The sequence below is a fragment of the Leucobacter chromiireducens subsp. solipictus genome, assembly GCF_016758195.1.
Taxonomy (GTDB): Bacteria; Actinomycetota; Actinomycetes; order Actinomycetales; family Microbacteriaceae; genus Leucobacter; species Leucobacter solipictus.
In genome coordinates, this window is record NZ_QYAC01000001.1 from 366,870 (window position 1) to 390,293 (window position 23,424).

A 23,424-nucleotide genomic window follows, 5' to 3' on the forward strand; every position below is an offset into this window, starting at 1 on the left:
CACACTGTGTGGCATGACTCTGCTCCGGATCCGCCGCGACCTCCCGCTCGGGTGGGAAGACCCCGACACGCTACGCCTCGGCTTCGAGCGCGCGGTCGCCCGGATTCGCGACCCCTCGCCCGGCCAGCAGCGGCTGCTGGGCCGGTTCCGCACCGGCGTGCGCTCCGAAGACCTTCCCGGGCAGACCCGCGCGGCCGGTGCCACGCCGCGCGAGGCACGCGCGCTCCTGGCCGCCATCGCCCCGGCGCTCGCGCCCGGCATCGACCCGGCACCGGGTCCGGCTGCGGTCCCCCGGCCCCGCGTATTCCTCAGCGATGACGCCCGCCCGGTGCCCGGGCTCGCACCGGCCCTCACGGCGGCGGGCACCTGCGTCGAGGCGGACAGCGTCGGGAGCTGTGACGTGGTGCTCCACGTCGAACGGTTCCTCGAACCCCTCGAACGTGCGCAGCGGTGGCTCCGCGCGGATCTGCCGCACCTCCTCCTGAGGTTCTCCGACACCAGGCTCTCCGTGGGCCCCCTGGTGATCCCGCCTGGACGGCCCTGTCACACGTGCGCGTCGCTCCAGGCGATCGAACGCGACCCCGGGCTTCCGGTCCTCGCCGCGCAACTCATCGGTGCACGCCCGGCGAGTGAGACCTCACTCGTGGGGGCCGTCGCGGGCGTCGCGGCAGCAACGGCGATCGAGGCCTGGCGCACGGCTGGCGTCTCAGAGCCTGCCACAGCACCGAGCGCGGATCTGGGCGAACGCCTCGTGTACCCGATTGCGCGGGGCCGGGTCGCCGGACCGCCGCGAAGCGTGCCCGTTTCCCCGCACCCGGAGTGCGCGTGCGGTGCCCTCGGATAGCCCGGTCCGGCGGGCCCGCGAGACCCTCATGCGGGGGCGTTTCTAGATCAGCCCAGCCTCCCCGACGAACCGTGAGGGGTGCCTGGCCGCGCGGCCCACGCCCCCCACCCCGGAGAGCCGCAGGGTGTCCCTGGCGCGGGTGAACGCCACGTAGGCGAGCCGTCGTTCCTCGTCAATACTCGCCTCGTCGACGGCGTGCACAATGGGGAACTGCCCCTCGCTCAGCCCCGCAACGTGCACGAGCGTCCATTCGAGGCCCTTCGCCGCGTGCACGGCGCTCAGCGTCACCGCGTCGAGGGTGGGCTCGTGTTGGGTGCGCTGACGCGCCAGCAGTTCCTCACTGAATTCGCGAATCCCGGCGCCGGGTGGCATCTCGTCCACGAGCGAGAGGAGCGCGCTGAGCGCCTCCCATTTCTCGCGCTCAGCGGGCCCTTCTGGAATCTTCGCCGTCCAGCCGCCCGCGCGAAGCGCATCGCTGACGATCTGGAACAGGGGACGATCATCCGCCACCTTCGCCTCGCCGCGGATCAGCATGACCGCCTGGCGCACATCGGCGCGCTCGAAGAATCTCTGCGCGCCGTGCACGCGCACACCGATACCGCGCTGCCGGAGCGCCTCCTCGAACCGCGCCGACTGCGCGTTGGTCCGGTACAACACGGCGATCTCGGAGGCGGGGGTCCCGGCGTGAATCGCCGCGGCGATCGATCCGGCCACCGCCGCCGCCTCATCGTGCTCGCTCGCAAACCACTCGAAGGTTGGCGCGGCGGGGGTGGGCGACTCGCGCATTGCCGAAAGGGTCAGGGCACCCGGCCGGTCGCGCATGAGCCGGTTCGCGAGCCGCACCACGGGCTCGACGGAACGATAGTTGCGTTCGAGTCGCACCTGGCGCGCGTTCGGGTGCTCCACGCCGAAGCGCAGCAAGTACGAGCTGGATGCGCCCGCGAAGGAATAGATGGTCTGGCTCGCGTCGCCCACCACACAGAGATCATCACGGTCCCCGAGCCACACGCGCAGCAGCGCGTGTTGCAGGGGCGACACGTCCTGGTACTCGTCCACGGTGAAGAACCGGTACCGCTCACGCACCTGCAGTGCGACGCGCGGCTCGCTCTCGAGCATGCCGGTCAACAGGACCAGCACGTCCTCAAAGTCGATCTGCCGCCGCTCCTCCAGCAGCGCGGCGTATCGGCCGTGCAGGTCGATCAGTTGTTCAGCGCTCAGCCCGGTCGGGATCGGGCGTTCCTCGACCCGCTCCGCATAGCGGTCGATGCTGAGCATCGAGGTTTTGCGCCACTCGATCTCGGCCGCCAGATCACGCAGCGCTTCGCCTCCCAGCCGCAGGCCCGCGGCCTCCACGGTCTGTGAGAGCGCCGCGACCTTGCCGGACAGGATCTGGGGCGCGGTGCCTCCGATCACATCGGGCCAGAAGTGTCCAAGCTGAGCGAGTGCGGCCCCGTGGAACGTCTGTGCGCGGACGCCGTCCGCGCCGAGCCCGCGAAGCCGGCCCTGCAGTTCCCCCGCAGCCTTCCGCGTAAACGTCACCGCGAGCACCCGCTCGGGGGCGTACACCCCGGAGCGCACGCCGTATGCGATGCGGTGCGTGATCGCCCGGGTCTTCCCCGTCCCCGCACCCGCCAGCACGGAGATCGGTCCCCGGAGGTGCTCCGCAATCTGACGCTGTTCGGGGTCGAGCCCCTCCAGCACCGCTTCCGCGTCAGTGGCCACCCGTGTCGCCCTCCGCCACCCACCGGTCGATCAGCCAGCGCGCGATCGACACGGGGCCGGGCAGCGTGATCCCGGGTTCCGGCGTGCGCAGCTGCTCGCGCGTGAACCATCGCAACTCAGAGATTTCCTCGGGGTCGGGGGTGAGATCCGCGGGATCCGACCCGGCCGCGAGCCGCGCTCGGAATCCGAGCATCAGCGAGCGCGGGAAGGGCCACGGCTGCGAGGTGACGTAGGTGATCTGCTCCAGCCGCACACCGGCCTCCTCGAACACCTCCCGCTCAACGGTCTGCTCGAGCGATTCCCCCGCCTCCACGAACCCCGCGAGCAGTGAGAAGCGTCCCGCCTCCCACAGCGCATTCGACCCGAGCAGCACGCGATCCTCGTGTTCGATCAGCACGATCACCGCCGGATCGGTGCGCGGGAACAGCTCGGCACCGCGCGCATCTCGCCGCGCCCAACCGCCCTGGATCACGTCGGTGGGCTGACCGTCGCGCGGTGAGAACCCCGCCGACTCGTGCCAGCGCAGGAGCGCGGAGCCGACGGCCAGCAGCTCCCGCTCGGTCTCCGGCAGCTGCTCGGCCGCCAAAAAGGGGTGGACCCACCGTTCCCCGTCCGGAGCGGGATCCACGGCGGCATGATCCGGCACGGGCTCGTCGATCGCGAACATCGGCGCCCCGGCCATCCGTCCGAGATACACCGCCCCGGGGGCGTGCGCGGTGCCGGGCGTTGGCGCCTCGCCCTCGGTCGGGTGCAGGGCCAGGCGTGCGAGGCCAGTCGTGTTCCCGGCGGAGGCCCCCTCCGGGGCACCGTCGATGATCGGAATCTCGACCCCGCGCATCCGGAGCACGCGCGCCGCGGGCTCGCGCCACGCCGCCGCGAGCAGCTCCGGCGTGGCCCGGGCGGCGGCGTCGCGATCCAGCGCGCCGCTCGCGAGCGGCGGTCGGTCCTCGTTCATGTGTGCTCCCTGTGTTGTCGTGTGTCGGTGCCCGCGGGGTGCACTCGCCGGGGGCCACTGCCGGCCGTGAGTGTGCACCGAGGTGCGCGTGGCGTGACCATCCGCGCGCCGCGCCTGCATACCCTGATGTACATGGCCAGCATCCCTTTCACTCTAGCCGCGCTCGCAACCTCGGCGGTGCCGGGCCTCGCAGTGTTCGGAGTGCGCGAACACGACGAGGATCCGAGCTACGCGGAGGCCGTCATCGTGACCGATGACGCAGAGCTGCTCGTTCGTGTGCCACGCACCCAGGCCGCCGAGGTGCAGCAGTCGGCGACAATCCTGGGACTCGCCGCCCTGACGGCAGGACCCCGCGGTCGGCTGCCGTTTGTGGTCCCCGAGACCCTGGGCATGACCCGGGCCGGCGAGACTCGCGCCGTGGTCTCCACACACGTCGACGGCGCGCAGTTCGTGGCCGACGATCTCAGCGACGACGCGATCCTGCTCCAGCCCCTGGCCGAGGCCATCGCGGCGATCCACGAGCTCCCCCTGAGCGTGGCGCACAACGGCGGCCTCCCCGTCTCCACCGCGCAAGATCTGCGCCTCGCCGCGACCCGCACCATTGACCGGGCCGAGGCAACGCGGCTGATCCCAGAGACCGTGCTGCAGCGCTGGCAGCGGACCGTCGAGGCGGCTGAACTCTGGGACTTCGCCCCCACCACCGTGCACGGCTCCATTGACGCGGACCGCTTCCGCCTCGACGGTGATCGCATCAGCGGAGTCATCGGCTGGTCTGAGCTTTCGGTCGGCGATCCCGCGGCGGACCTCGCCTGGCTTCTCGCCCCGGGCAGCGACGTGCTCGACGCGGTGCTGGCTCGGTACATCGGCCTGCGCAACGCCGGTTCGCTCCCGCACCTCCGCACTCGCGCCGCGCTCTACCACGAGCTCGAGGTTGCGAAGTGGCTCCTGCACGGCACCGAACTCCATGATCAGACCGTCATCGACGACGCCGTCGCCATGATGGACCGCATGGTCGGCGCGGGCGGGGTGCTCAGCATCGCCTACGCGTCGACACACGCACGCACTCCGCTCGGGGAGTCCGAGGTCGCCGCGCTCCTCGACGAAACTCCGGAGGTGTCCACCCACGTATCGGACACCGCAGCGGTGGAAGCCCTCGACGAGGATCGCATGTTTGGCGCCGAGACGGACTTCGTCGAGCGGCTCCCCGCCGCCGAGGAGCCCGACGCACACGCGGCGGCCGAGGCGGGCACGACCCCGAACACCGGCACGGTGCCCGAGCCGGTTACCGAGGAAGAGCTCGCGGAGTTTGCCGCGCTCGGTGCGGACACCGGAATCGTGCCCGATTTCGACTTCGTGGATCCCGCCGCAGCGCGGGGCGCGTCTCCCCGGTCTGAGCCGGTACCCAGCGACCCGGAACCCACGAACCCGGCGCAGTCGGCATCCCCCGCGGAGCCCCGCGCGTTCGCGGATGATGAAGACGAGCAGCTCACCCAGCCGTACACGGACGACGAGCTGCCGGGCGGCCGCAACCGCTAACTGGCCGACTGCCGCCCGAGTTGTGCGGGAGCGCTCCGGGCTTGACCATCGCGGCACACTCCGTGCCGCGCATCACAGGCCCGGGAAAAACGCCGCCGGATCGGCCTCCCGCTTGCTAGAGTCGCGAGCACGGTCCTCACGACCGGAGCTTCCCGCCCGTGCGGGGGTCTGCTGTGAAGGAGGTGCCTCGCCGTGGAGGTCAAGCCAGGCGCGTCAGCGATGGAGCGCGTTGCCACTCACGAGATCGAGCGTTTTTCGCGACTGGTGTCTGATCGCTTCGCTCCCCTGACCGTGGGATCGAACCGACCGCAGCGGTTCCACGGCGTGATTCGCGGCAGGCGCCTCGGCGACATCGAAGCGTTCGATGTCCGCGCGTTGCAGCACGAGGTGGAGCGCCCGCAGGCCCTCGCGAATCGCTCACCGCAACGCAACTTCATGCTCCACCTGCAGCTTGCCGGGGTGGGAGTGATCCGTCAGGACGGCCGGGAGGCCACCCTCCAGGCCGGTGATCTCGCGTTTTACGACAGCCACCGCGCGTATTCGCTGAGCCTGGACGATCAGTTCCGGAACGCCATTCTGGTGTTTCCTCAGCGCCTGCTGACGCTCCCCTCCGCGCAGTCCCGGGAGCTCGTGGCGACCCGGATCGCGGGCACCGGCCCGATTGCGGGGATGGTGCTGCCGTTTCTCACCCAGCTCGTCGGCGCGCTCGCGACGATCCCCGCGACGAGCGCGTTGCGGCTCGCCCACAACACCGTGGACCTCATTTCCACGCTGGTGCATGCGGAGCTGGGGCACGCAGCGCCAGAGCCGGCCGAGGCCAGCCGAGAGGAACATCTCGTTGGCCGGGCGGTCGGTTTCATCCACGATCACATCGCGGACCCCGAGCTCAGCCCGGATCAGGTGGCCGCCGCGCACTTCGTGGCTGTGCGCACACTGCACAAGTATTTCAGTGCTGAGTATGGGGTAGGCGTGGCCGAGTGGATCCGCGGGCGGCGCTTGGAGCTGTGCCGCCAGGAGCTCGCCAGCCCGTTGCAGGACCATCAGTCGGTCGCCACGATCGCCGCGCGTTTCGGGTTCACCCGGCCCCCACATTTCACCCGCCTCTTCAAGGCCACATTCGGCGAGACGCCGGGCGGGTACCGGCGCCGCGCACGGCTCGGCGGCGACGCCGCCTCGGCCCCGGTACCCCGGTCACTCTTCGGCGGCGCCGCCAGCTAATCGACCCGCGGCCGCCAGCCAGATCTCCTCGAGCTCCGCGAGGCTGCGCGGGCTCCCGCTCCGGAGTTCCATGCCGTCGGCGACGTAGAACAGCGAGACGTCGATGAGCTCGGGATCGCGTCCGGACCACAGCGCGTACGCATGGCGGTAGAGATCGAGCTGGAAGAACCGGGACTCGCGCTCCGCGTCGGTGCGCGGCGGGCGACCCGATTTCCAGTCCACGATCTCCACCCGGTCGGCACCGCCGCGATCGGCGGTCTGCCGATAGACCGCGTCGAGTTTGCAGACCAGCGTGCGCCCCGCGAACGGGAGCGACACTTCAAGCTCCACGGCGAGCGGTTCGAGCATCGCCCACCGGGAACGCTCGAATTGCTCGATCAGCGGCTGCAGCTCCGCTTCCACATCGTGCTGCGGCTCGGGGCTCTCGGAGGTGTCGCCGCCGTCCGATTCATGTGCGCTGAGCTCGCCGAAGCTCCCACGGGCGAAGGCCAGTTCATCGAGCCCCGCGAGGGGCAGTGCCTGCCCGACCGCGGTGGTCGCCCGGCGCTCGACCCATTCGTGGAATCGGTTCCCGACGCGGGTGCGCCGGTAGGGGCGCTGCGGGAGCGGTCGGAGACGAAGCCGTTCGGCCCGCACCGGATCCTCGACGAACTCGTGGAATGTGGAGGCCGTGATCCGCTCGGGAAGTCCCGCGTCCGGCGCGAGCGGTGCGGCCGGGGCATCTCCCACGGCAGAGCTCGCGGAGCTCGCTGCCCGTCGCTCGGCGAGAAGCAGTTCGACCGTCTCGTCGAGCGGTTCGTCGGAGGTGCTGCGCGCCTCTGGGTCCGCGGCGAGTTCGGTGCGGAGCGCCGCGGCTGCCGCGAGCACGGCCGGTTCTCGGCCGCCGAGCGGGTGCAGCGGCCACTGCGCGGTGATCTCGTCGAGCGCGCTCGGGTCGGCCTCGTGCGCGCTCTCCACTGGGAGCCCCTCGACGATGCCGGCCTCGGCGAGCTCCTGCAGGAACGCGGAGGGGACGCGCGCTCGCGTCTGCCCGCCCCAGAAGGACCCGCTGAGCAGGAGCCGATCGGCGGATCGGGTGATCGCCACGTAGGCGAGGCGGCGTTCCTCGTCCGCGTGCCGTTCCCGCAACTCGGTCTTGTACTCCGAGATCCGGTCGCGCAGTTCCTTCTGCGTTTCCGCGATGCGCCAGTTCAGCTGGGGTCGCGCCGCGACGTCTCCGCGGAGCTCGTCGGGCAGTTCCCCCGTGCGCAGCCACCCGGCACCGCTCCGGGCCGTGCCGGGGAACTCCCCCGCGACGAGCCGGGGCACGGCGACCAGATCCCATTCGAGCCCTTTGGAGCCGTGCGCGGTGATGAGGTGCACTGTCCCGGGCACGGGGGCGGCGACGTGCTCCGCGGACTCGTCGGACTCGGTGGCTCGCTCGATCCATTCCAACACGGACGCGAGGGTACCCCGGGCATCAACCGCGAGGTACGCATCGACGAGGTCGGTGAACAAGTCGATGTTGGCGTGTGCGGCCGAGGTCCCCGCGTGTTCGCGCGCCTCGTTCGCGTCGAGTTCGAGGTCGAGGCGCAGCGCCTGCACGGTCGCACCGATCAGTTCGCCGATATCGCCGCCCACGCCCTCTCGCAGGGCCGCGAGCATCCGCCCGGCCTCGCGCAGCCGCTCGCGCCCGGGCGCACTGATGCCGCGCAGCGCACCGTGATCGAGATCCCGCATGCCGGCGATCTGGTCGAGCGCGTCGAGCAGGGTGAAGCTCCGGTCCGGATCCGGCAGCACTTCGTCGTCGGCGCGGTCCTCGGGGCTCAGGGGCTGCTGGGTCACGTCCCGATCGCCGAACCAGCGTGCTGTGTCGCGGAGCCCGGCGAGATCGGCAACGCCGATTCGGAACCGGGGACCCGCGAGGATCCGGATGAGGTCACCCCCGGCGTCCGCGTACCACAGGCAGCGCAACACGCACACGATGTCGGTGACTTCCGGGGTGGAGAGCAGACCGCCGAGGCCGATGATGCGGTTCGGCACCCCCAGTTCGGTGAGGGCGGCGGAGAACGGGGCCATGTGCCGTCGGGTCCGGAAGATCACCGCGGCCGTCGGGAGCTCCCCGTGAGCGACACGGTGCGCCTCGCGCGCGTCGCGCATCCACTCGGCGACGGCGTGCCGCTCCTCGTGGATGGTCTCGGGGAATGCCCACTCGACCGACCCGGCCCCGGCACCGGGGCGCGGTGCCAGTCGTGGGACGTCGATCGCGGAGGCCGCGGCGAGGGGTGCCGCGATCGCGTTCGCCGCGTCGAGCACCAGCCCCGGGTTGCGCCAGCTCGTGGAGAGCGTGAGCGTACCGGACCCAGCGCGGTCGTCGGCCCCAGCGCGGTCGTCGACCCCACCCCGGCGTGGGGCGAAGTCCTGGTGGAAGGAGCGCAGGCCCTCCGCGGAGGCGCCGCGCCAACCGTAGATCGACTGGTGCGGATCACCAACCGCCATGACCGCTGCCCCCGCGAAGATGAGCGCAAGGAATCGGGTCTGCCCCACCGAGGTGTCCTGCACCTCGTCGAGAAGCACCGCGCGGTGCCGGCGGCGCAGCGTCGCGATCGCGTCGGGTGACGCCTCCAGCGCACGCGTTGCGAGCGCCAACTGGTCGGGGAACTCGATCAGCCCGCGCTCTTCTTTCTCGGCGGCATACTCGCGTGCGAGCCGACTGATCATGGGCGTCTCCGCGAGCGCGGCAACGGCGTCTCGAACCGGGGCGTAGTCCTTGCCACTCGGCGTGCCGCCAAGCTCCTTCTCGGAGTACGGCAGTTGCAGCACGCGCGCGAACTCCGCGACGATCTGCTCCACCCGGTCGAGCGAGGTGAGATTGTCCGCAACCGCGTGGTCGAGGTTCAGGATGTGCCGAATCAGCGCGGGCGTCTGGAGTTCGCTCGTACGGAGCTCAGGATCCGCACTGCGGATCACCACGTCCCGGGCCAGCCGCCAGGCCGTGGCCTCGTCGATCACGGCGGCACCCGGCGCGACTCCGGCCGCGATCCCGAACTCTTGCAGCACGCCCGCGGCGAAGGAGTTGTACGTGCTCACGTCCGGGATGTCGAGGCCGTCGCCGAGGAGTGCGGTCAGACGCTCCGATGCGGCCCACTCATCCTCGGTGAGCGCCCCGCGTTCGGCCGCGTCGCTCAGCCGCTCGACAAAGGTCGCGAGCCGCCCGGTGATCCGTTCCCGGAGCTCTCCTGCGGCCTTCCGTGTAAAGGTCAGGCCGAGCACCTGATCCGGCGCGACGAACTCGTTCGCGACAAGCCACACCACCCGGTTCGCCATGGTCTCGGTTTTCCCGCTGCCGGCGCCAGCGACGACCAGCGTGCTCCCGCCGAGCGGTTGCTCGATCACCGCGGCCTGCTCTGGGGTGGGGGTCAGCGGCGTCGCGGGCGGCACGGCGAGCAGCTCAGCGATGCGCACCGCGGAAAACAACGGAGCGGCACCGGCGGCATCGGTCGGCTGCGGTGCGGGTGTGAAGACACTCATCCGTGACTCACCGCCGGAATGATGTGGAGCCGGCAGTTCCCCGGTTGGTGCGGGTCCGAGCAGTGGTGCTCGACGCGGGCGGTGAAGTCGCCGCCCGCCATGACCCGCGCGATGTTGGCCACGCGTTCCTCCATCTCCTGGATCGCCGCAGCGTCGATGGGTTGCTGCACCCGCTCGACGAACTCGGCCGAGCCCGTCGCGTCGGGGTGTACGTACAGCAGCCGCGCGCCGCCGCTGCGCGTCTCGATCGTGTGCGCGGCCGTCGCGTCCGCGCGCTCTAGGGCCGCGGCACCGTCGCCACCGTTCGCGCCGTCCGCACCGTTCGTACCGTTCGTACCGTCCGCCCCGTTCGCGCCGTCTGCCGCGGCGAGGTCGAAGGCGCCGAGCACCACCCCGAGCTGGTAGGCCCGGAGCTGGGCATGCGTTTCCGCAGCGACCTTGCTCGGTGCGGAACGTCCGGTCTTCAGGTCGAGCACCGTGACCTCGGCGGTCCCGTCGGCGAGCTCGCGGCGCTCGAGCCGGTCGGCGATGCCCCGGAGCACCGCCCGGTCGATGGGCACCGCGAATCCGGCCTCTTTCCCAATGAGCTGTCGTTCGGAGGCAGCAAACTCCCGCAGGTAGGCGGCGAGGCCGCCCGTCATCTGCGTAGCGCGCTGCTCGGCGCGCACGGACTCCCACTCCGCGTCGAATTCGAGTTTGCGCCACTCCGTCATGACGGCGGCGAGCATCTCGTCGGCGTCGGGGCGCTGGGCGGTCTCGAAGGCATGGTGCACGAGCGTTCCGAGACTCGCTTGCACGCTGCCGACGCTGCCGCCCAGGCGCGCGATCACCCAGTCGAGCGGGCAGCTTTCTGCCTGGTCCAGCTGGGATGGGCTCACGGACACCGTGGCTTCCGGGTCCTCCTCGAGCGGCACGAGCGGGGCCGTGGTGCTCGGCGGGAGCACCCCGTACCACTCGTCCGGGTCCGCGCCTGCGGCGCCCGCACCCACGAGTTCGCGGAGCGCGCGGAGCGCCCCGCGGTCATCCGGGTCGGCGGCGAGTCGCCGTCGCATCGCCGCGGTGACCCCGCGCAGGGTGAGCCGCGAGCTCGGCAGCTCGTCGCGTCGATACTCCCGCCCGAGGCCGAAGAGTGAGCTCGGGTGCTGGTCTTCGTCGGCGACGGCGACCACGAGGAGCTCCCGGGATGCCCGCGCGCAGGCGTGCACGAGCAGCCGCAGTTCGTCGTGCATCGTGTCTTTTCGCGATGGGGCGACGGCTTCGCCGCCACGCAGCCACCGTTCGAGGGCGGCAGCCCCCAACAGGGAACCGCGGGCGCGCAGGTTGGGCCAGGAACCGTCCTGGAGCCCCACCACGGCCACGACCGCGAACTCGCGACCGAGCGCGCCCTGCGGGGTGGTCACCGTCACAGCGGCACGCTGGCTGCGCTGCGCGAGCGAGTCCTCCGGTACCGCGCTGCTCAGAAGGTCGGTGAGGAGCTCCGCGATGGGCTGCGCGCTGTCTTGCTCTTCGTGCCGCTGCAGCGCGAAGAAGAGCGCCACAACCGCATCGAGCGCGCGGTGCGCCTCATCGGAGCGTGCGCCCCGGCCATCGAGCGCATCATTCTGCCAACTCGCCGCGAGCTTGGTGCCCTCCCACAGCGCCCACAGCACCTCGCGCGGGGTGCCGCCGGCCTCGTGCACGCGTACGCCGGCCCCCGCAAGCATTCCCAGGCGGCGCACCGCCCGCCCGCCCGCGCTGTCCACAATCGGCAGCGGTCCCGGTTCCGCAAACGCCTCGGCGACCACCGCTTCGATGCTGCGCGCTTCCCGCCCCGCCGCGCGCGAGGCCCGTCGTTCCTGCAGCAACAGCGCTCCGCGCAACCGCCGCAGCGCAACCGGGTCGAGCCCACCGATCACACCGCCCGCGAGGGGCAGCAGCTCCGCGGGCGTGAGCGGCTGCAGGCCGAGGGCGTGCTGGAGCAGGCGGATCAGTTCGCGAACCACTTGGTGCTCACGGAGCACGATGCCGCCCGCCGCGATCCCGGTCGGAACCTGGTGCGCGGCGAGCACCCGGGCCACCCGAACGGCCTCGCCCCGGCTGCGGCACAGCACTGCCATGTCGTCCCAGGACACGGGCGCTGCCGCGCCGAGACCGAGCCTGCGGGCGCGCAGCCGGTGCGCGATCGCGCCGAGCTGCTCTGCCGAGGACCCGACGACCGCGAACTGCACCGGCGCTTCCGGATCCTCCGGCGCAGCTGCGCGCGGGAGCGCCGCGCGCTGCTCCCCGGCCCCAGCGGCCCCCACGCGGGCGGCGAGGCTCCGGATCGCGTCCCGCATCCCGGGACCGTGCCGGTGCGCCCGTTCCAAGACCACGAGCTGCGCCGGTTCGCGGGGGGTTCCCTGCGGCACGGGGGCGGATCGTCGCGCCAGCTCCTCGTCGAGCCGAGCCAACACCAGGGTGCGCTCACCGTGGAACGCACCGGTCGCCACGTCCGGGTCTCCGAACACCCAGATCCGGCTCCCGCTCTCCGCGCACGCGGCAAGCAGGGCGAGTTCGCCCTCGCCGAGCTCCTGCGCATCATCGACCAGGATCAGGCGCGGGATCGCAAGCCGAGCCGTTTCCCCCGCAGCGCCCACACGCCGCACCGCGGTTGCGGCCTCGCGCAGCAGACCGCTCGAACTCAACTCATCGGGACGCTCGTCGGCAAGCCGATCGGCCACCGCTTGGATCAGCCCGAAGCCGTCGCTCCATCGCGCGAGCAGTTCCGGATCCGGCACCCGCGCGTGCGCTTCCGTGGCGGCCTCTGCCGCGAGCGCGGCAGCTTCACTCCGGAGCGCCGCGGGAGCGATCCCGAAGTCGTCTGCCACGCGCCACAGCTCCCGCAGCTCGGCGCGGAACGCGGGGCTCTGCAGCACCTCGGGTGGGAGACCCGCGATGCCGGCCCCGCTCGCCGCGACGCCGGCGGTCACCACCTCCGCAATCGCCTCGTCTTGCACCGTACCCGTGAGCAGCCGCGGTGCGCCCGCGCCCTCCAGCGCGGCCGCGCGCGCCAGCACCGCAAACGCGAGCGACGCTGCCGTCCGCACCGGGGTCCCCCCAAACGCGCGCCCCACCCCACGCTCCACATCAGCCCGCAGCGCCGCGGCCACGAGCCGATTCGGGGCGAGCACCAGCACGTCATCCTCGCCCCACTCCGGCAGCGCAAGGGTCCGGGTGCACGCTTCCAACAGCACCGTCGTCTTCCCCGTCCCCGGGGCCCCGAGCACGCGCGCGTGACGTGTCGGATCCAGGGCAAGCGCCCGGAGCTGCGACGGGTCGAAGGAGATCATGCGGCAAGCCTATTGCGCACCTCCGACATTCGCCGTTCGCGGGACACCCGAGGGGCATGGCGCGCGGTGTCGGAGGTCCATGGCAGACTCTGGAGCACGCCCCGCGGCCCGCTCCACGCGCCGCGCACCCTCGACGAGGAGGATCTCGACATGACCGTGACCGAAACACTCGATGTGCCCCGGACCCCCGCTCAGCGACGCCGCACACTGGGCCGGATCATCGTCTGGATCCTCGCCGTGATCGTCGCGCTCGCGCTGCTGGCTGGCGGCCTGGGGATGTGGACGGTGACGCGGTCGTTTCCGCAGGCAAACGGCACGCTCGCCGTCGCCGGGCTTGAGGCGAAGGTCACCGTGCAGCGGGATTCCCGCGGCATCCCGACGATCACGGCGGAGTCACCTGACGACCTCTTCTTCGCGCAGGGACTTGTGCACGCGCAGGATCGATTCTGGGAGATGGACTTCCGGCGCCACCTCACAAGCGCCCGCCTGTCCGAACTGTTCGGCGAGTCCCAGCTCGGCACCGACACGTTTCTGCGTTCCCTCGGCTGGCACCGCACTGCCGAGGCGGAAGTCGCGGCGCTCCCCGCAGAGGTCCGGGCCTATTACGAGGCCTACGCCGCCGGCGTCAACGCCTACCTCGATACGCGTCAGGGTGCGGCGTTGTCCCTTGAGTACGCGGTGCTCGGGCTGCAGAATTCGGGCTACGAACCCGAGCCGTGGACGCCCGCCGACTCGGTCGCGTGGTTCAAGGCAATGGCCTGGGATCTGCGCACCAACATCGAAGATGAAACGGCGCGGGCGTTACTCGCCCAGGGGCTCGGGAACGAACAACTCGCGGAGCTCTACCCCGGCTACCCGTTCGCTGAGCATCCCGTGATCCTGGCGGAGGATCCGGCGGGCCGATCGGTCACGGCCGGCACGACTGCCGCACCCGCCCCCACCGCGACCGCCGGGGCCGCGGCGCTCCCGGGCCTCACGGAGCTCAGCGGACTCCTCACCGAGGTCGACGCGCTCGTGAGCGGTGCCGGCGAGGGGGTCGGATCCAATTCCTGGGTCGTCTCCGGTGAGCACACCGCCACCGGAAAGCCGCTGCTTGCGAACGACCCCCACCTCGGTGCCGAGCTGCCCTCCGTGTGGACCCAGATGCAGCTGAAATGCGCCACGATCAGCCCGGAGTGCCCCTTCGACGTGGCCGGCTTCAGCTTCTCGGGGCTCCCCGGCATCGTGATCGGCCACAACCAGCACATCGCGTGGGGCTTCACGAACCTCACCACCGACGTCGCCGACCTGTACGTCGAGCGTGTCACGGAGGACGGCTACTGGCAGGACGGCACGCTCCAGCCCTTTGAGACCCGCACGGAGACCATCGCGGTCGCGGGCGGCGACCCCGTCGACATCGAGGTCCGATCCACCGGACACGGGCCCATCGTGTCCGGCATCGAGCCGAGTTTCACCGAGATCGCGGAGGACCCCCGTGTCGGTGCGGCACCTGGCAGCTCGGACGCGCTCCCGGCGGCAGACGCTGCGCCGGACGATGGCCTGTTCCCGCCCGGCCAATTCGCCCTGAGCCTGCGCTGGACCGCGCTCGACGTCAGCCGCACCGCCGAGGCGATCTTCACGCTGAACCGGGCCGAGAATTTCGCCGACTTCCGGCTCGCTGCGTCCCAGTTCGATGTGCCCGCGCAGAACCTCATCTACGCGGATCCGGAGGGCAACATTGGCTACCAAGCCCCCGGAAAGCTCCCCATCCGAGGGGCCGGCGACGGCTGGCTGCCCCAGCCCGGGTGGGACAGCGCCTACGACTGGCAGGGCGTGGTGCCGTTCGAGGAACAACCGATGAGCTTGAACCCCGACTCCGGGATCATCGTCACCGCGAACAACGCGATCGTGACCGACGACTACCCCTATTTCCTGAGCCGGGATTGGGACTACGGATACCGCGCAGCACGCATCGTGGAGCTGCTCGACGAGCGGATCGCCGCCGGTCCGGTCACGGCAGCCGACATGGCCGAGATCCACATGGACAACCAGTTCCCCGGCGCGGCGGTGCTGCAACGCGCCGTCGCGGAGCTCGACGTCGAGGACGCGGACACGCGCGCGGCGCTCGATCTGCTCGCCGAGTGGGACGGGCAGAACGACGCCGACTCCGCGGCAGCGGCCTACGCGAACGTGCTGTGGCAGGCGATCACCGCGCAACTCGTTGACAACCGCGGCGTGGCGATCCCGCGCGACGATCAGTCCCGACTGGCACGGGTCTTCGAGCGCCTCCTTGACGAGCCGGATTCGCAGTGGTGGACCAGCAGCGTGCACGGCGATACTTCCACCCGCGACGAGTTCCTGGCCCGCGCGGCCACCCGCGCACGTGCGGACCTGCAGCAGCTCCAGGGCTCGGATCCGGCGCGGTGGAACTGGGGCGCGCTGCACGCGCTCCCGCTGACCCACGGCACCTTCGGCACGAGCGGGATCGCTCCGATCGAGGCACTGTTCAACCGCGGCCCGTACCCGGTTGGGGGCGGATCCGGCGTCGTGAACGCGACCGGATGGAGCCTGGACGAGGGCTACGCGACCAGCACGGTCCCGTCCATGCGCATGGTCATCGATGTCGCCGACTGGGACGCCTCCACCTGGCAGAACCTCACCGGTGCCAGCGGGCACGCGTTCCACCCGAACTACACCGACCAGACCGACGGCTGGGCGCAGGGCAAACAATACCCCTGGGGCTACTCCCCCGAGGCCGTGCGCGCCAGCACCCAGGACGAACTCACGCTCACTCCGACCGACCCGTAGCGCCGCCTCGGTGGCCCCGGCGCGCTGCGCTCAGGGCGAACGAGGCCACCGAAGCGGGCGCGCGGGCAGCTCCCCGCCCTAGACTCGAAGAAGTTCCAATCGTGTGGCCCCGAGCCACCGCACCTGAGGAGGCCCCGTGGAAGTACGCATCGGCATCAAGCAGACGGCACGCGAGCTCGCGTTCGAGTCGAGCGCAACCGCTGACGAGGTGCGCGGCCTGTTCGAGGCCGCCGCCGGCAAGGAGTCCGACCTGGTCTCCCTCGTCGACACGAAGGGCCGCCAGTACCTCGTGAGCGCGGCATCGGTCGCGTTCGTCGAGCTGGGCGGCGAGGCTGAACGCCGCGTCGGCTTCGTCAGCTAAGCGCGCACGCACCGCCCACCCGCGCTCCGCGGGCACCGGCACCCGACGCGGGGCCGCGGATCACTCGATCCGCGGCCCCGCTCGCGTACCCCGGCCCTGCGAGCGTCAGCCTCAGCGGGCTGCCGCGTCGAGTTCGTCGCGCACCGCGTCGAGCAGGCGATCCGCCACCTCGCGTTTCGTGCCCGACACCGAACTCACCACGGTGCCGTCCACGTCGAGCACGCGCACGGCGTTGTCGGCGGATTCGAAGCCCTCGCTCCAGCCGACCGCGTTCACGGCGAGCAGGTCGACGCCCTTGCGAGCGAGCTTGCGCCGGCCGCGCTCGAGCAACTCGTCCTCGCTCTCGACGGTCTCGGCGGCGAACCCCACAATGACCTGCCCCGGCCGGCGCTCGCGCACGAGCCCCACGAGGATGTCCGGGTTCTCGACGAGCGTCAGCGTGGGGGCGCTCCCGGGGGCGTCCTCCTTGCGGATCTTGTGATCGGCGACGTCCGCGACCCGGTAGTCCGCGACGGCCGCGGCCATGATCACGGCCTCCGCCCCGGCGGACGCGGCGTGTGCCGCCGATTCGAGCTCGGCGGTGGTTCCCACGGGCACCACGCGGACGGCGGCGCGGTTCGCGACCTCCGCAAGGACCGCGTCGTCGATGTTGGCGGCGAGGAGCACCACCTTCGCCCCGCGATCCGCCGCGGCGGCCGCGACGGCGACACCCTGCCGCCCGCTCGATCGATTACCGAGGTAGCGCACCGGGTCGATCGGCTCACGGGTGCCCCCAGCGGTCACGAGCACGCGCACGCCCTCGAGATCGCCGGGAGCTTCAGGCTCCGCGGCACGGGCCGCAGCGTCGGAGTCGCCGCCGTCCCGCTCAGCGCCGGGCGCCGGGAACGCGCTCGTGGGCACGCTCGCCACCACGGTGTCGTCGCTCACGGGTGCCGCATCCACGAGCAGCCCCGCCGCCTCCGCGGCGTCCTCGGCAACGCCCGCCGCGAGCACGGCCGTGATCCGGTCGAAGATTGCCGCGGGCTCGCTCATCCGCCCGGGACCGGTGTCGTTGCCGGTGAGCCGGCCGCTCTCGGGGCCGACGAAAACGACCCCGCGGGCACGCAGGATCGCCACGTTGTCCTGCGTGGAGGGGTGCTGCCACATCTCAGTGTGCATCGCGGGGGCCACGATCACGGGGGCTTTCGTCGCGAGCAGCGTCGTGCCGAGGAGATCATCGGCGAGGCCCGCGGTCATGCGCGCAAGCGTGTTGGCCGTGGCCGGCGCGACCACGACAAGGTCGGCGCGCTGCCCCAGTGCGACGTGCCGCACCTCGGGCACATCGTCGTGCACGGAGGTGGTCACCGGGTTGCGGCTGATCGCTTCCCAGGTGGGCTGCCCCACGAAGCGGAGCGCGTCCGCGGTCGGCACCACGTGCACCTCGTGGCCGGCCTCAACCAGCAGGCGGGCCAGAGCGACGGACTTATAGGCGGCGATCCCGCCGCTGACTCCCAGCACAATGTTCACGCCCCCATCCTCGCACCCCTGACCCGGTTTCCGGGGAATGACGCCGCCTGGCTACACTCGTGGCCATGTGCACCGTCGTGATCGAGGTACCCGAGACTCCGGCCGGATCCACCCGCGTGCTCGCCGTGCGCGACGAGGATCCTGCCCGCGCCTGGGATCCGCCGGGACCGTGGTGGCCCGAGACACACGCCGGGACGCTCGGCGTGCGGGATCGTCGCGCGGGCGGGGCCTGGCTTGCCGCTCGCGGGGTGGCCGGCCCGGTCGGCGGCGCACCGCACCCAGACCACGCATCAGGCCGGCTCGCCGTGATCCTGAACCGCGCCGCCGAGGTCGCCGAGCCCGCCGGTGGATTCGCCTCCCGCGGCGGGCTCGTGCTCGACGCGGTGGCAGGCACACCGCTCCCGGATCCCCCACGTACTGGGCCGTTCACTCTGGTGAGCGTCGCCGGTGGCGCGGCCGAGGTGGCGGCGTGGGACGGCACGATCCGCGACGGCCGCGCACTGCGTCGTGCGGCGCTGCCGCCGGGTATCCACATGGTCGCGCACCACGAGGTGAACGACCCCCGCTCGGAGCGGATCGCGCGGTGGCTCCCCGAGTTCCGGGCGCTCGCGGGTCTCCCCGAGCCGGAGTGGCGAGAGGCGTGGACGGGGTTGCTCGCGCGCACCGCGGCGCTCGATCCCACGGACGATCGCGCCATCGTGCGCGACAACCGTCCCCTCGGGTACCCCACCCAGTCGCTCCTCGTGTGCGTGGCCGAGGTATCGCCGACGGCGGTCACGCTCGATTGGGCGGGGTTCCCGGTGCCGGGGCACTACGGCACCCCGGAATTTCGCCGGGTCTGAGCGCGAGGGCTTGCCGATCCGGCACCGCCGGGCGTACAGTGAACACATTCACTGAACACGTTCAGTACGGAAGGGTGCCTCATGGCGACGACGCGCGCGCACCAGAAATCAGCGACCCACGCCCGCGTCCTCGACGCGGCCACGCAACTGTTCCAGACACGCGGTTTCGCCGCCACCACGGTGCGCGACATCGCGGAGGTCGCCGACGTCAGCCCGGGGACCGTCATCGCCGTGGGCGAGAAAAACGCGCTTCTGGTCGCGGTATTCGACGCGATCATCGCCGCGGAGCACGCCCGCCGCCCCGTCCCACCGCCGACGCCGGCGCGCGCGGCTCATGACCGCTGCGCCACCCGCCTCGCCGCCCTGGTCGAGCCGTTCGTCACGCTCTTCACCAGCCACCCCGAATTGGCGCGGCAGTACGCAGCGATCCTGGTGTCGGGCGCGCACGACTCACCGCTCTTCACCGACCTCGCGGACCGACTCGTCGCCGAGTTCAGCGCGGCGATCACCCTGCGCGGCTGCACCGCTGCGGCCGACGCGCCCGCCACCGCGGACGCGCTCTATCTCGCGTATGTCGGCACGCTGTTCACCGGAGCAGCGCACCCACGGGTCGATCGCGACGCCCTCATGCGCGGCCTCCACACCACATTCACGGCGATCTGCACGTGCTCGGAGTGACCCCATGACCCTCGTGCCCGATCTGTGGTGGCCCCCGACGATCCTCGCGCTCGTCCTCCTCGGCGATGCCGCCATGTCGCTACGGCCGCCGAAGTTCATCCGCGATTGCTTGCACGGGGTGGGATTCCCCCGCGAGTGGTGGTGGATCCTGATCGTCATCAAGCTCCTCGCCGTGAGCGGCCTCATCGCCGGCCTCTGGCTGCCCGGCATCGCCTTCGCCGCGAACACCGGGGTGATCGTCTACTTCGGCTGCGCCGCAGCTGCGCACCTGCGCGCCCGCTTCCTCGGGGCGTCCTTCTGGGTGAACTGCCTCGGGATGCTCGCCCTGTCGCTCGCGGTGTTTACGCTCTCGTTCGCACGCTGAGCGACGCATTCCCGAACGCGCTACCGCCGCTCGAGCAGCACCATCACCTCGAGGTGGGTCGTGTGCGGGAACATGTCGAACACGCGCGCCTCGCGCACCTCGAATCCCGGCATCGCCGCCAGATCGCGGGCGAGGCTCTCCGGGTTACAGCTCGAGTAGATCACCCGCTCCACCCCACAGCCGTCGAGCCAGGCCGCAAGCTCCGCACCGATCCCGCGCCGCGGCGGGTTCACGATGACGAGCTCGGGGACCTCCGCGGGGGTGGCCGCGAGCGCGAACGCGGTCGCGTCCTGCGCGACAAACCGCGCCGCGATGCCCGCCTCGCCCGCGCTGCGTTCCGCCGAGCGCACGGCCTCGGCGGACAATTCGACGCCGAGCACCCGACGCGCAGCGACGGGCCCGTTCGCCCGCTCGCTCCGGGGTGCGCACGCAAGCGCGAAGCCGCCGACACCGCAATAGAGATCCCAGATCGACGCCGGATCGACCTGCGCCACCCAGTCGGCGGCCTGAGCGTAGAGTTCTCGGGCGACCACCGTGTTCGTCTGGAAGAAGCTCTGCGGGCGCAGGTGCAGCGCGATGCCCGGGTCGGACGGACGCGGCTCGGCCGCACCAGCCCCGCTCGCGCGCGGCGCGTCCCCGCCGAGCTCCATCGTGAGCGACGAGCCGAGCAGCAGTTCCTCCCGCTCCCCCTCGAGCAGAGCGACGTGTTCGGGGAGCAGGTTCACGGAGATCACGGTCGCCTCCGGCACCGCGGCCCGGAGTTCCGGGAGCGCCCGGCGCAGCGTCGCGAGGGCGTGCTCGCTGCGCACCACACAGCGGAGCATCAGCGCGCCGGACGGGGCCGCGGTCACGAGCGCGTACTTCAGCTCGCCGCGCCGCTGGGGCACGTCATAGGGCGCGAGCTTGGTGTCGTTGAGAAACGCGGCGATGCGCGGGATCGCGGCGCGAATCGCGGGCTCCTGGATCAGGCAGTCGCGCAGGTCGACGCCGACGCCGCCGGGGCCGAGGATCCCCAGCGTGACCGCGCCCGCGGAACCGCCGACCACGAGCTTGGCCTTGTTGCGGAAGTCACGCTCGCCGCCGGACACGATGGGCAGCCAAGCGGTCTCGCGGACGCCCGGAAGCAGGGCGCGGCAGCGCGCGTCCTTCGCGGCGAGCTGCTCGGCGATCGGGGTCTCGATCAGCGCGCAGGAGCGGCAGCGCCCGGCCTCGAAGTAGTCGCAGCGCGGGGTGGTCATGGGGAGCACCATCAGGCGGTGAGGCCCAGCCCGTCCATGCGGCGGATGTGGTCGGCGATCAGCTCAGTGAACACGGGTTCCACCTCGCTCGCATCGAACTCCCGCCGCTCGCTCAACGCCAGCGCCTCGCGGGAGACGAGCAGGGTATCGCCCACGAGGCGGCGCCCCCACAGCGCGAGCCAGCTCGCGAGCCCCTCGTCCTCCGCCATCGCGGCCTCGAGCAGCGCCTTCAGCTCCGCCCGCCCCGCGTGATTGCTCAGGATCCGGATCGCCTCGGTACGGTAGCCGTCCCGAATGCCCTCCGCGAGATTCGCGAAGAAGTCGTCGAACAGCCCCCCGACGAGGTACAGCGAGAGCACGTGCTGGTGCCAGTCCGGCGTATCGATGCGCTCCACGTACTCGTCGATGACCGCCGAGAACGGTGCCATCAGCACGTGCGGCTCGTGTCCGCGGCTGCGAATCTCCGTGGTGAGGAGCTGGTGTTTGGAGAGCGTCTGGCCCGCGATCTCGGCGAGCACGTTCTTCGCTTCCAGGCTCGGTGCGCCGGATACGGCCCGCGTGGCCGCTTCGTACAGCTCCAGCTGCAGGTACGCGGTGAGCCCGAGAAACGGCAAGATGCCGGGGGCGAACTCGGCGATCTCGACGCGCTCGGTTGCTGCCGCGTCGCCTCGGGAGCGTAGCTTCCGTGCGGGGGCTGAGGCGCGGCGCAGGCCTCGGATCCACTCGAACATTCTGTAAGCTTATCGCCGCTCCGAGCCGGGTGCGGCATCCACACCGCGACAAAATACCTCCCCGCGCGCGCCGGAAAGCACCAGATCGCGGAATAGACTGGGCATTGTACGTATTCACCGCCGACGCCGCAGGAGCGCTCGGCCGCTGCGCCTTTGGACACCGCGCGCAGCACCGCACACTGTTAAGGGACGCACACGTGGCAACTTTTCTTGAACTCGGCGTCGACCAGGACATGGTCGACGCGCTCGCCGGAGCCGGCATCGTCGACGCCTTTCCGATCCAGGAACAGACGATCCCGCTCGCGCTGACCGGGCAGGACATCATCGGCCAGGCGAAGACCGGCACCGGCAAGACGTTCGGCTTTGGCCTCCCCCTGCTGCAGCGCGTTGGCGCGGAGCCGGAGGCCGGCGTTCAGGCGCTCGTCGTGGTGCCGACCCGCGAGCTCGCGGTGCAGGTCACGGAGGATCTGATCCTCGCCTCGCAGAATCGCGCCGCGACCGTCGTCTCAATTTACGGCGGCAAGGCATACGAGGGCCAGATTGAGCAGCTGAAGGCGGGCGCGCAGATCGTGGTCGGCACCCCCGGCCGCCTGCTGGACCTCGCGAACCAGCGGCTGCTGAACCTCTCGCAGGTCCGCGAGATGGTGCTCGACGAGGCGGACAAGATGCTGGATCTCGGCTTCCTCGCCGACATCGAGAAGCTGTTCTCGCTCACCCCGCAGATCCGTCACACCATGCTGTTCTCGGCCACGATGCCGGGCACCATCGTGACGCTCGCGCGGCGCTTCATGTCGAACCCGATCCACATCCGCGCGACGGACCCGGACGAGGGCCTCGCGCAGGCGAACATCGAGCACATCGTGTACCGCGCGCACTCGCTCGACAAGGACGAGGTGATCGGCCGGATCCTGCAGGCCGAGGGCCGCGGAAAGACCGTCATCTTCATGCGCACGAAGCGCGCGGCGGCGCGGCTGCAGGAGGAGCTCGTGGATCGCGGCTTCAACGCGGCGTCCGTGCACGGCGATCTCAACCAGGAGCAGCGCGAGCGCGCAATGGCCGCGTTCAAGGCGGGCAAGAAGGACATCCTCATCGCCACCGACGTCGCCGCCCGCGGCATCGACGTGGACGATGTGACCCACGTCATCAACCACACGGTTCCCGACGAGGAAAAGACGTACCTGCACCGCGTGGGCCGCACGGGCCGCGCGGGCCGCACCGGCATCGCCGTGACCTTCGTCGACTGGGACGATCTGCACAAGTGGGCGCTCATCAACAAGGCGCTCGAGTTCGGCGTGCCCGAGCCCGTCGAGACCTATTCTTCCTCCCCGCATCTCTTCGAGGATCTCAAGATCCCCGAGGGCTCGAAGGGCCGCCTGAAGGCGACGCCGACGAAGGAGCGAGCACCCCGCGCGGGCGGCGACCGTGATCGCGGCCGCGGGCGCGGCGGTTCTGGCGCGGGCCGTTCGACGAGCTCCGGCTCGGACGCTGGCTCGGAGACGGGGTCCAGGGAGACGAGCAGCCGCACGCGCACCCGGCGTCGGTCCCGCGACGCGAACCCGCAGGGGCCGGGTCGCCACGAGGCACACGGGCACGAGCAGCACGGCCACGATGCCGCCGGCGGCGGCGAACCCGGAGCTCCGCTCGCGGGCGACGGCGAGGGCACCCCGCGCCGCCGGCGCCGGCGCCGGGGCGGCTCGGGACGCTCGAACGGCGCTCAGAGCACCACGGCCGAGGGCGGTCAGGGCGCGGCGGCGCCGGGCGATGCGAGCCCCGCGAGCGAGGCCCCGGCCGCGTAGTCAGCTGGTGGGCTGAGACCTCACGGTG

General features: G+C 71.4%; 16 protein-coding genes. 9 read left to right on the top strand and 7 right to left on the bottom strand.

From position 1 onward, the window contains the following. Positions 1 to 13: 13 nt before the first annotated feature. Positions 14 to 844 (top strand): hypothetical protein, encoded by an 831-nt coding sequence (locus D3230_RS01715; RefSeq protein WP_202343269.1) that lies wholly within the window; start codon positions 14 to 16, stop codon positions 842 to 844. A gap of 42 nt (positions 845 to 886) precedes the next feature. On the opposite strand, the gene D3230_RS01720 is transcribed toward D3230_RS01715, so the two are convergent. Both D3230_RS01720 and nudC read right to left on the bottom strand, forming a co-directional pair. Further along, positions 887 to 2,566 carry a UvrD-helicase domain-containing protein gene (locus D3230_RS01720; RefSeq protein ID WP_202343270.1) on the bottom strand — a complete coding sequence of 560 codons (1,680 nt, stop codon included), beginning with the start codon at positions 2,564 to 2,566 and terminating at the stop codon, positions 887 to 889. Further along, positions 2,556 to 3,521 (bottom strand): NAD(+) diphosphatase, encoded by a 966-nt coding sequence (gene nudC / locus D3230_RS01725; protein ID WP_202343271.1) that lies wholly within the window; start codon positions 3,519 to 3,521, stop codon positions 2,556 to 2,558. Before nudC ends, D3230_RS01720 begins: the two co-directional genes overlap by 11 nt. A gap of 132 nt (positions 3,522 to 3,653) precedes the next feature. Between nudC and D3230_RS01730 the strand changes: the two genes are divergently transcribed. Together D3230_RS01730 and D3230_RS01735 are read left to right on the top strand one after the other, a co-directional pair. Beyond that, positions 3,654 to 5,057, top strand: coding sequence for a phosphotransferase (locus tag D3230_RS01730; protein ID WP_202343272.1), 1,404 nt, complete (start codon positions 3,654 to 3,656; stop codon positions 5,055 to 5,057). Positions 5,058 to 5,249: 192 nt separating this feature from the next. Beyond that, entirely contained in the window at positions 5,250 to 6,275 is a 1,026-nt protein-coding gene (locus D3230_RS01735; protein ID WP_202343273.1) for an AraC-like ligand-binding domain-containing protein, read from the top strand. Here D3230_RS01735 and D3230_RS01740 read toward each other — a convergent pair. Together D3230_RS01740 and D3230_RS01745 are read right to left on the bottom strand one after the other, a co-directional pair. After that, the gene (locus D3230_RS01740; RefSeq protein WP_202343274.1) at positions 6,249 to 9,785 is read right to left on the bottom strand and encodes an ATP-dependent DNA helicase; all 3,537 of its coding nucleotides are present in this window, start codon (positions 9,783 to 9,785) and stop codon (positions 6,249 to 6,251) included. The two genes, D3230_RS01735 and D3230_RS01740, sit on opposite strands and share 27 nt — an antisense overlap. Beyond that, positions 9,782 to 13,093, bottom strand: coding sequence for a PD-(D/E)XK nuclease family protein (locus D3230_RS01745; RefSeq protein WP_202343275.1), 3,312 nt, complete (start codon positions 13,091 to 13,093; stop codon positions 9,782 to 9,784). Before D3230_RS01745 ends, D3230_RS01740 begins: the two co-directional genes overlap by 4 nt. A 150-nt stretch (positions 13,094 to 13,243) precedes the next feature. Between D3230_RS01745 and D3230_RS01750 the strand changes: the two genes are divergently transcribed. Next, positions 13,244 to 15,880, top strand: coding sequence for a penicillin acylase family protein (locus D3230_RS01750; protein WP_202343276.1), 2,637 nt, complete (start codon positions 13,244 to 13,246; stop codon positions 15,878 to 15,880). 136 nt (positions 15,881 to 16,016) lie between these two features. Next, positions 16,017 to 16,241 carry a DUF3107 family protein gene (locus D3230_RS01755; protein WP_202343277.1) on the top strand — a complete coding sequence of 75 codons (225 nt, stop codon included), beginning with the start codon at positions 16,017 to 16,019 and terminating at the stop codon, positions 16,239 to 16,241. Between the two features lie 111 nt (positions 16,242 to 16,352). Here D3230_RS01755 and D3230_RS01760 read toward each other — a convergent pair whose 3' ends face one another. Next, complete coding sequence (locus tag D3230_RS01760) at positions 16,353 to 17,747, bottom strand: phosphopantothenoylcysteine decarboxylase domain-containing protein (RefSeq protein ID WP_202343278.1); 1,395 nt, start codon at positions 17,745 to 17,747, stop codon at positions 16,353 to 16,355. Positions 17,748 to 17,812: 65 nt separating this feature from the next. Between D3230_RS01760 and D3230_RS01765 the strand changes: the two genes are divergently transcribed. The 3 genes from D3230_RS01765 to D3230_RS01775 all read left to right on the top strand — a co-directional run bounded on the left by D3230_RS01765 (position 17,813) and on the right by D3230_RS01775 (position 19,631). Continuing rightward, positions 17,813 to 18,589 (top strand): NRDE family protein, encoded by a 777-nt coding sequence (locus D3230_RS01765; protein WP_202343279.1) that lies wholly within the window; start codon positions 17,813 to 17,815, stop codon positions 18,587 to 18,589. An 81-nt stretch (positions 18,590 to 18,670) separates the two neighbouring features. Further along, positions 18,671 to 19,267 (top strand): TetR/AcrR family transcriptional regulator, encoded by a 597-nt coding sequence (locus D3230_RS01770; RefSeq protein ID WP_202343280.1) that lies wholly within the window; start codon positions 18,671 to 18,673, stop codon positions 19,265 to 19,267. Between the two features lie 4 nt (positions 19,268 to 19,271). Next, the gene (locus D3230_RS01775; protein ID WP_202343281.1) at positions 19,272 to 19,631 is read left to right on the top strand and encodes a DoxX family protein; all 360 of its coding nucleotides are present in this window, start codon (positions 19,272 to 19,274) and stop codon (positions 19,629 to 19,631) included. 20 nt (positions 19,632 to 19,651) lie between these two features. Here D3230_RS01775 and D3230_RS01780 read toward each other — a convergent pair whose 3' ends face one another. Together D3230_RS01780 and D3230_RS01785 are read right to left on the bottom strand one after the other, a co-directional pair. Then, positions 19,652 to 20,869, bottom strand: coding sequence for a methyltransferase domain-containing protein (locus D3230_RS01780; protein WP_237466646.1), 1,218 nt, complete (start codon positions 20,867 to 20,869; stop codon positions 19,652 to 19,654). An 11-nt stretch (positions 20,870 to 20,880) separates the two neighbouring features. Beyond that, positions 20,881 to 21,600 carry a ferritin-like fold-containing protein gene (locus D3230_RS01785; protein WP_202343283.1) on the bottom strand — a complete coding sequence of 240 codons (720 nt, stop codon included), beginning with the start codon at positions 21,598 to 21,600 and terminating at the stop codon, positions 20,881 to 20,883. Positions 21,601 to 21,833: 233 nt separating this feature from the next. On the opposite strand from D3230_RS01785, the gene D3230_RS01790 reads away from it, so the two are divergent. Next, entirely contained in the window at positions 21,834 to 23,396 is a 1,563-nt protein-coding gene (locus tag D3230_RS01790; protein WP_202343639.1) for a DEAD/DEAH box helicase, read from the top strand. Positions 23,397 to 23,424 lie beyond the last annotated feature (28 nt).

What these genes read in the sequence shown, in the direction of transcription:
- D3230_RS01775 (WP_202343281.1), top strand. Translation starts at nt 19,272, where the DNA reads ATGACCCTCGTGCCCGATCTGTGGTGGCCCCCGACGATCCTCGCGCTC.
- D3230_RS01740 (WP_202343274.1), bottom strand. Translation starts at nt 9,785, where the DNA reads ATGAGTGTCTTCACACCCGCACCGCAGCCGACCGATGCCGCCGGTGCC.
- D3230_RS01765 (WP_202343279.1), top strand. Translation starts at nt 17,813, where the DNA reads ATGTGCACCGTCGTGATCGAGGTACCCGAGACTCCGGCCGGATCCACC.
- D3230_RS01790 (WP_202343639.1), top strand. Translation starts at nt 21,834, where the DNA reads ATGGTCGACGCGCTCGCCGGAGCCGGCATCGTCGACGCCTTTCCGATC.
- D3230_RS01780 (WP_237466646.1), bottom strand. Translation starts at nt 20,869, where the DNA reads ATGACCACCCCGCGCTGCGACTACTTCGAGGCCGGGCGCTGCCGCTCC.
- D3230_RS01750 (WP_202343276.1), top strand. Translation starts at nt 13,244, where the DNA reads ATGACCGTGACCGAAACACTCGATGTGCCCCGGACCCCCGCTCAGCGA.
- nudC (WP_202343271.1), bottom strand. Translation starts at nt 3,521, where the DNA reads ATGAACGAGGACCGACCGCCGCTCGCGAGCGGCGCGCTGGATCGCGAC.
- D3230_RS01770 (WP_202343280.1), top strand. Translation starts at nt 18,671, where the DNA reads ATGGCGACGACGCGCGCGCACCAGAAATCAGCGACCCACGCCCGCGTC.
- D3230_RS01745 (WP_202343275.1), bottom strand. Translation starts at nt 13,093, where the DNA reads ATGATCTCCTTCGACCCGTCGCAGCTCCGGGCGCTTGCCCTGGATCCG.
- D3230_RS01785 (WP_202343283.1), bottom strand. Translation starts at nt 21,600, where the DNA reads ATGTTCGAGTGGATCCGAGGCCTGCGCCGCGCCTCAGCCCCCGCACGG.
- D3230_RS01730 (WP_202343272.1), top strand. Translation starts at nt 3,654, where the DNA reads ATGGCCAGCATCCCTTTCACTCTAGCCGCGCTCGCAACCTCGGCGGTG.
- D3230_RS01715 (WP_202343269.1), top strand. Translation starts at nt 14, where the DNA reads ATGACTCTGCTCCGGATCCGCCGCGACCTCCCGCTCGGGTGGGAAGAC.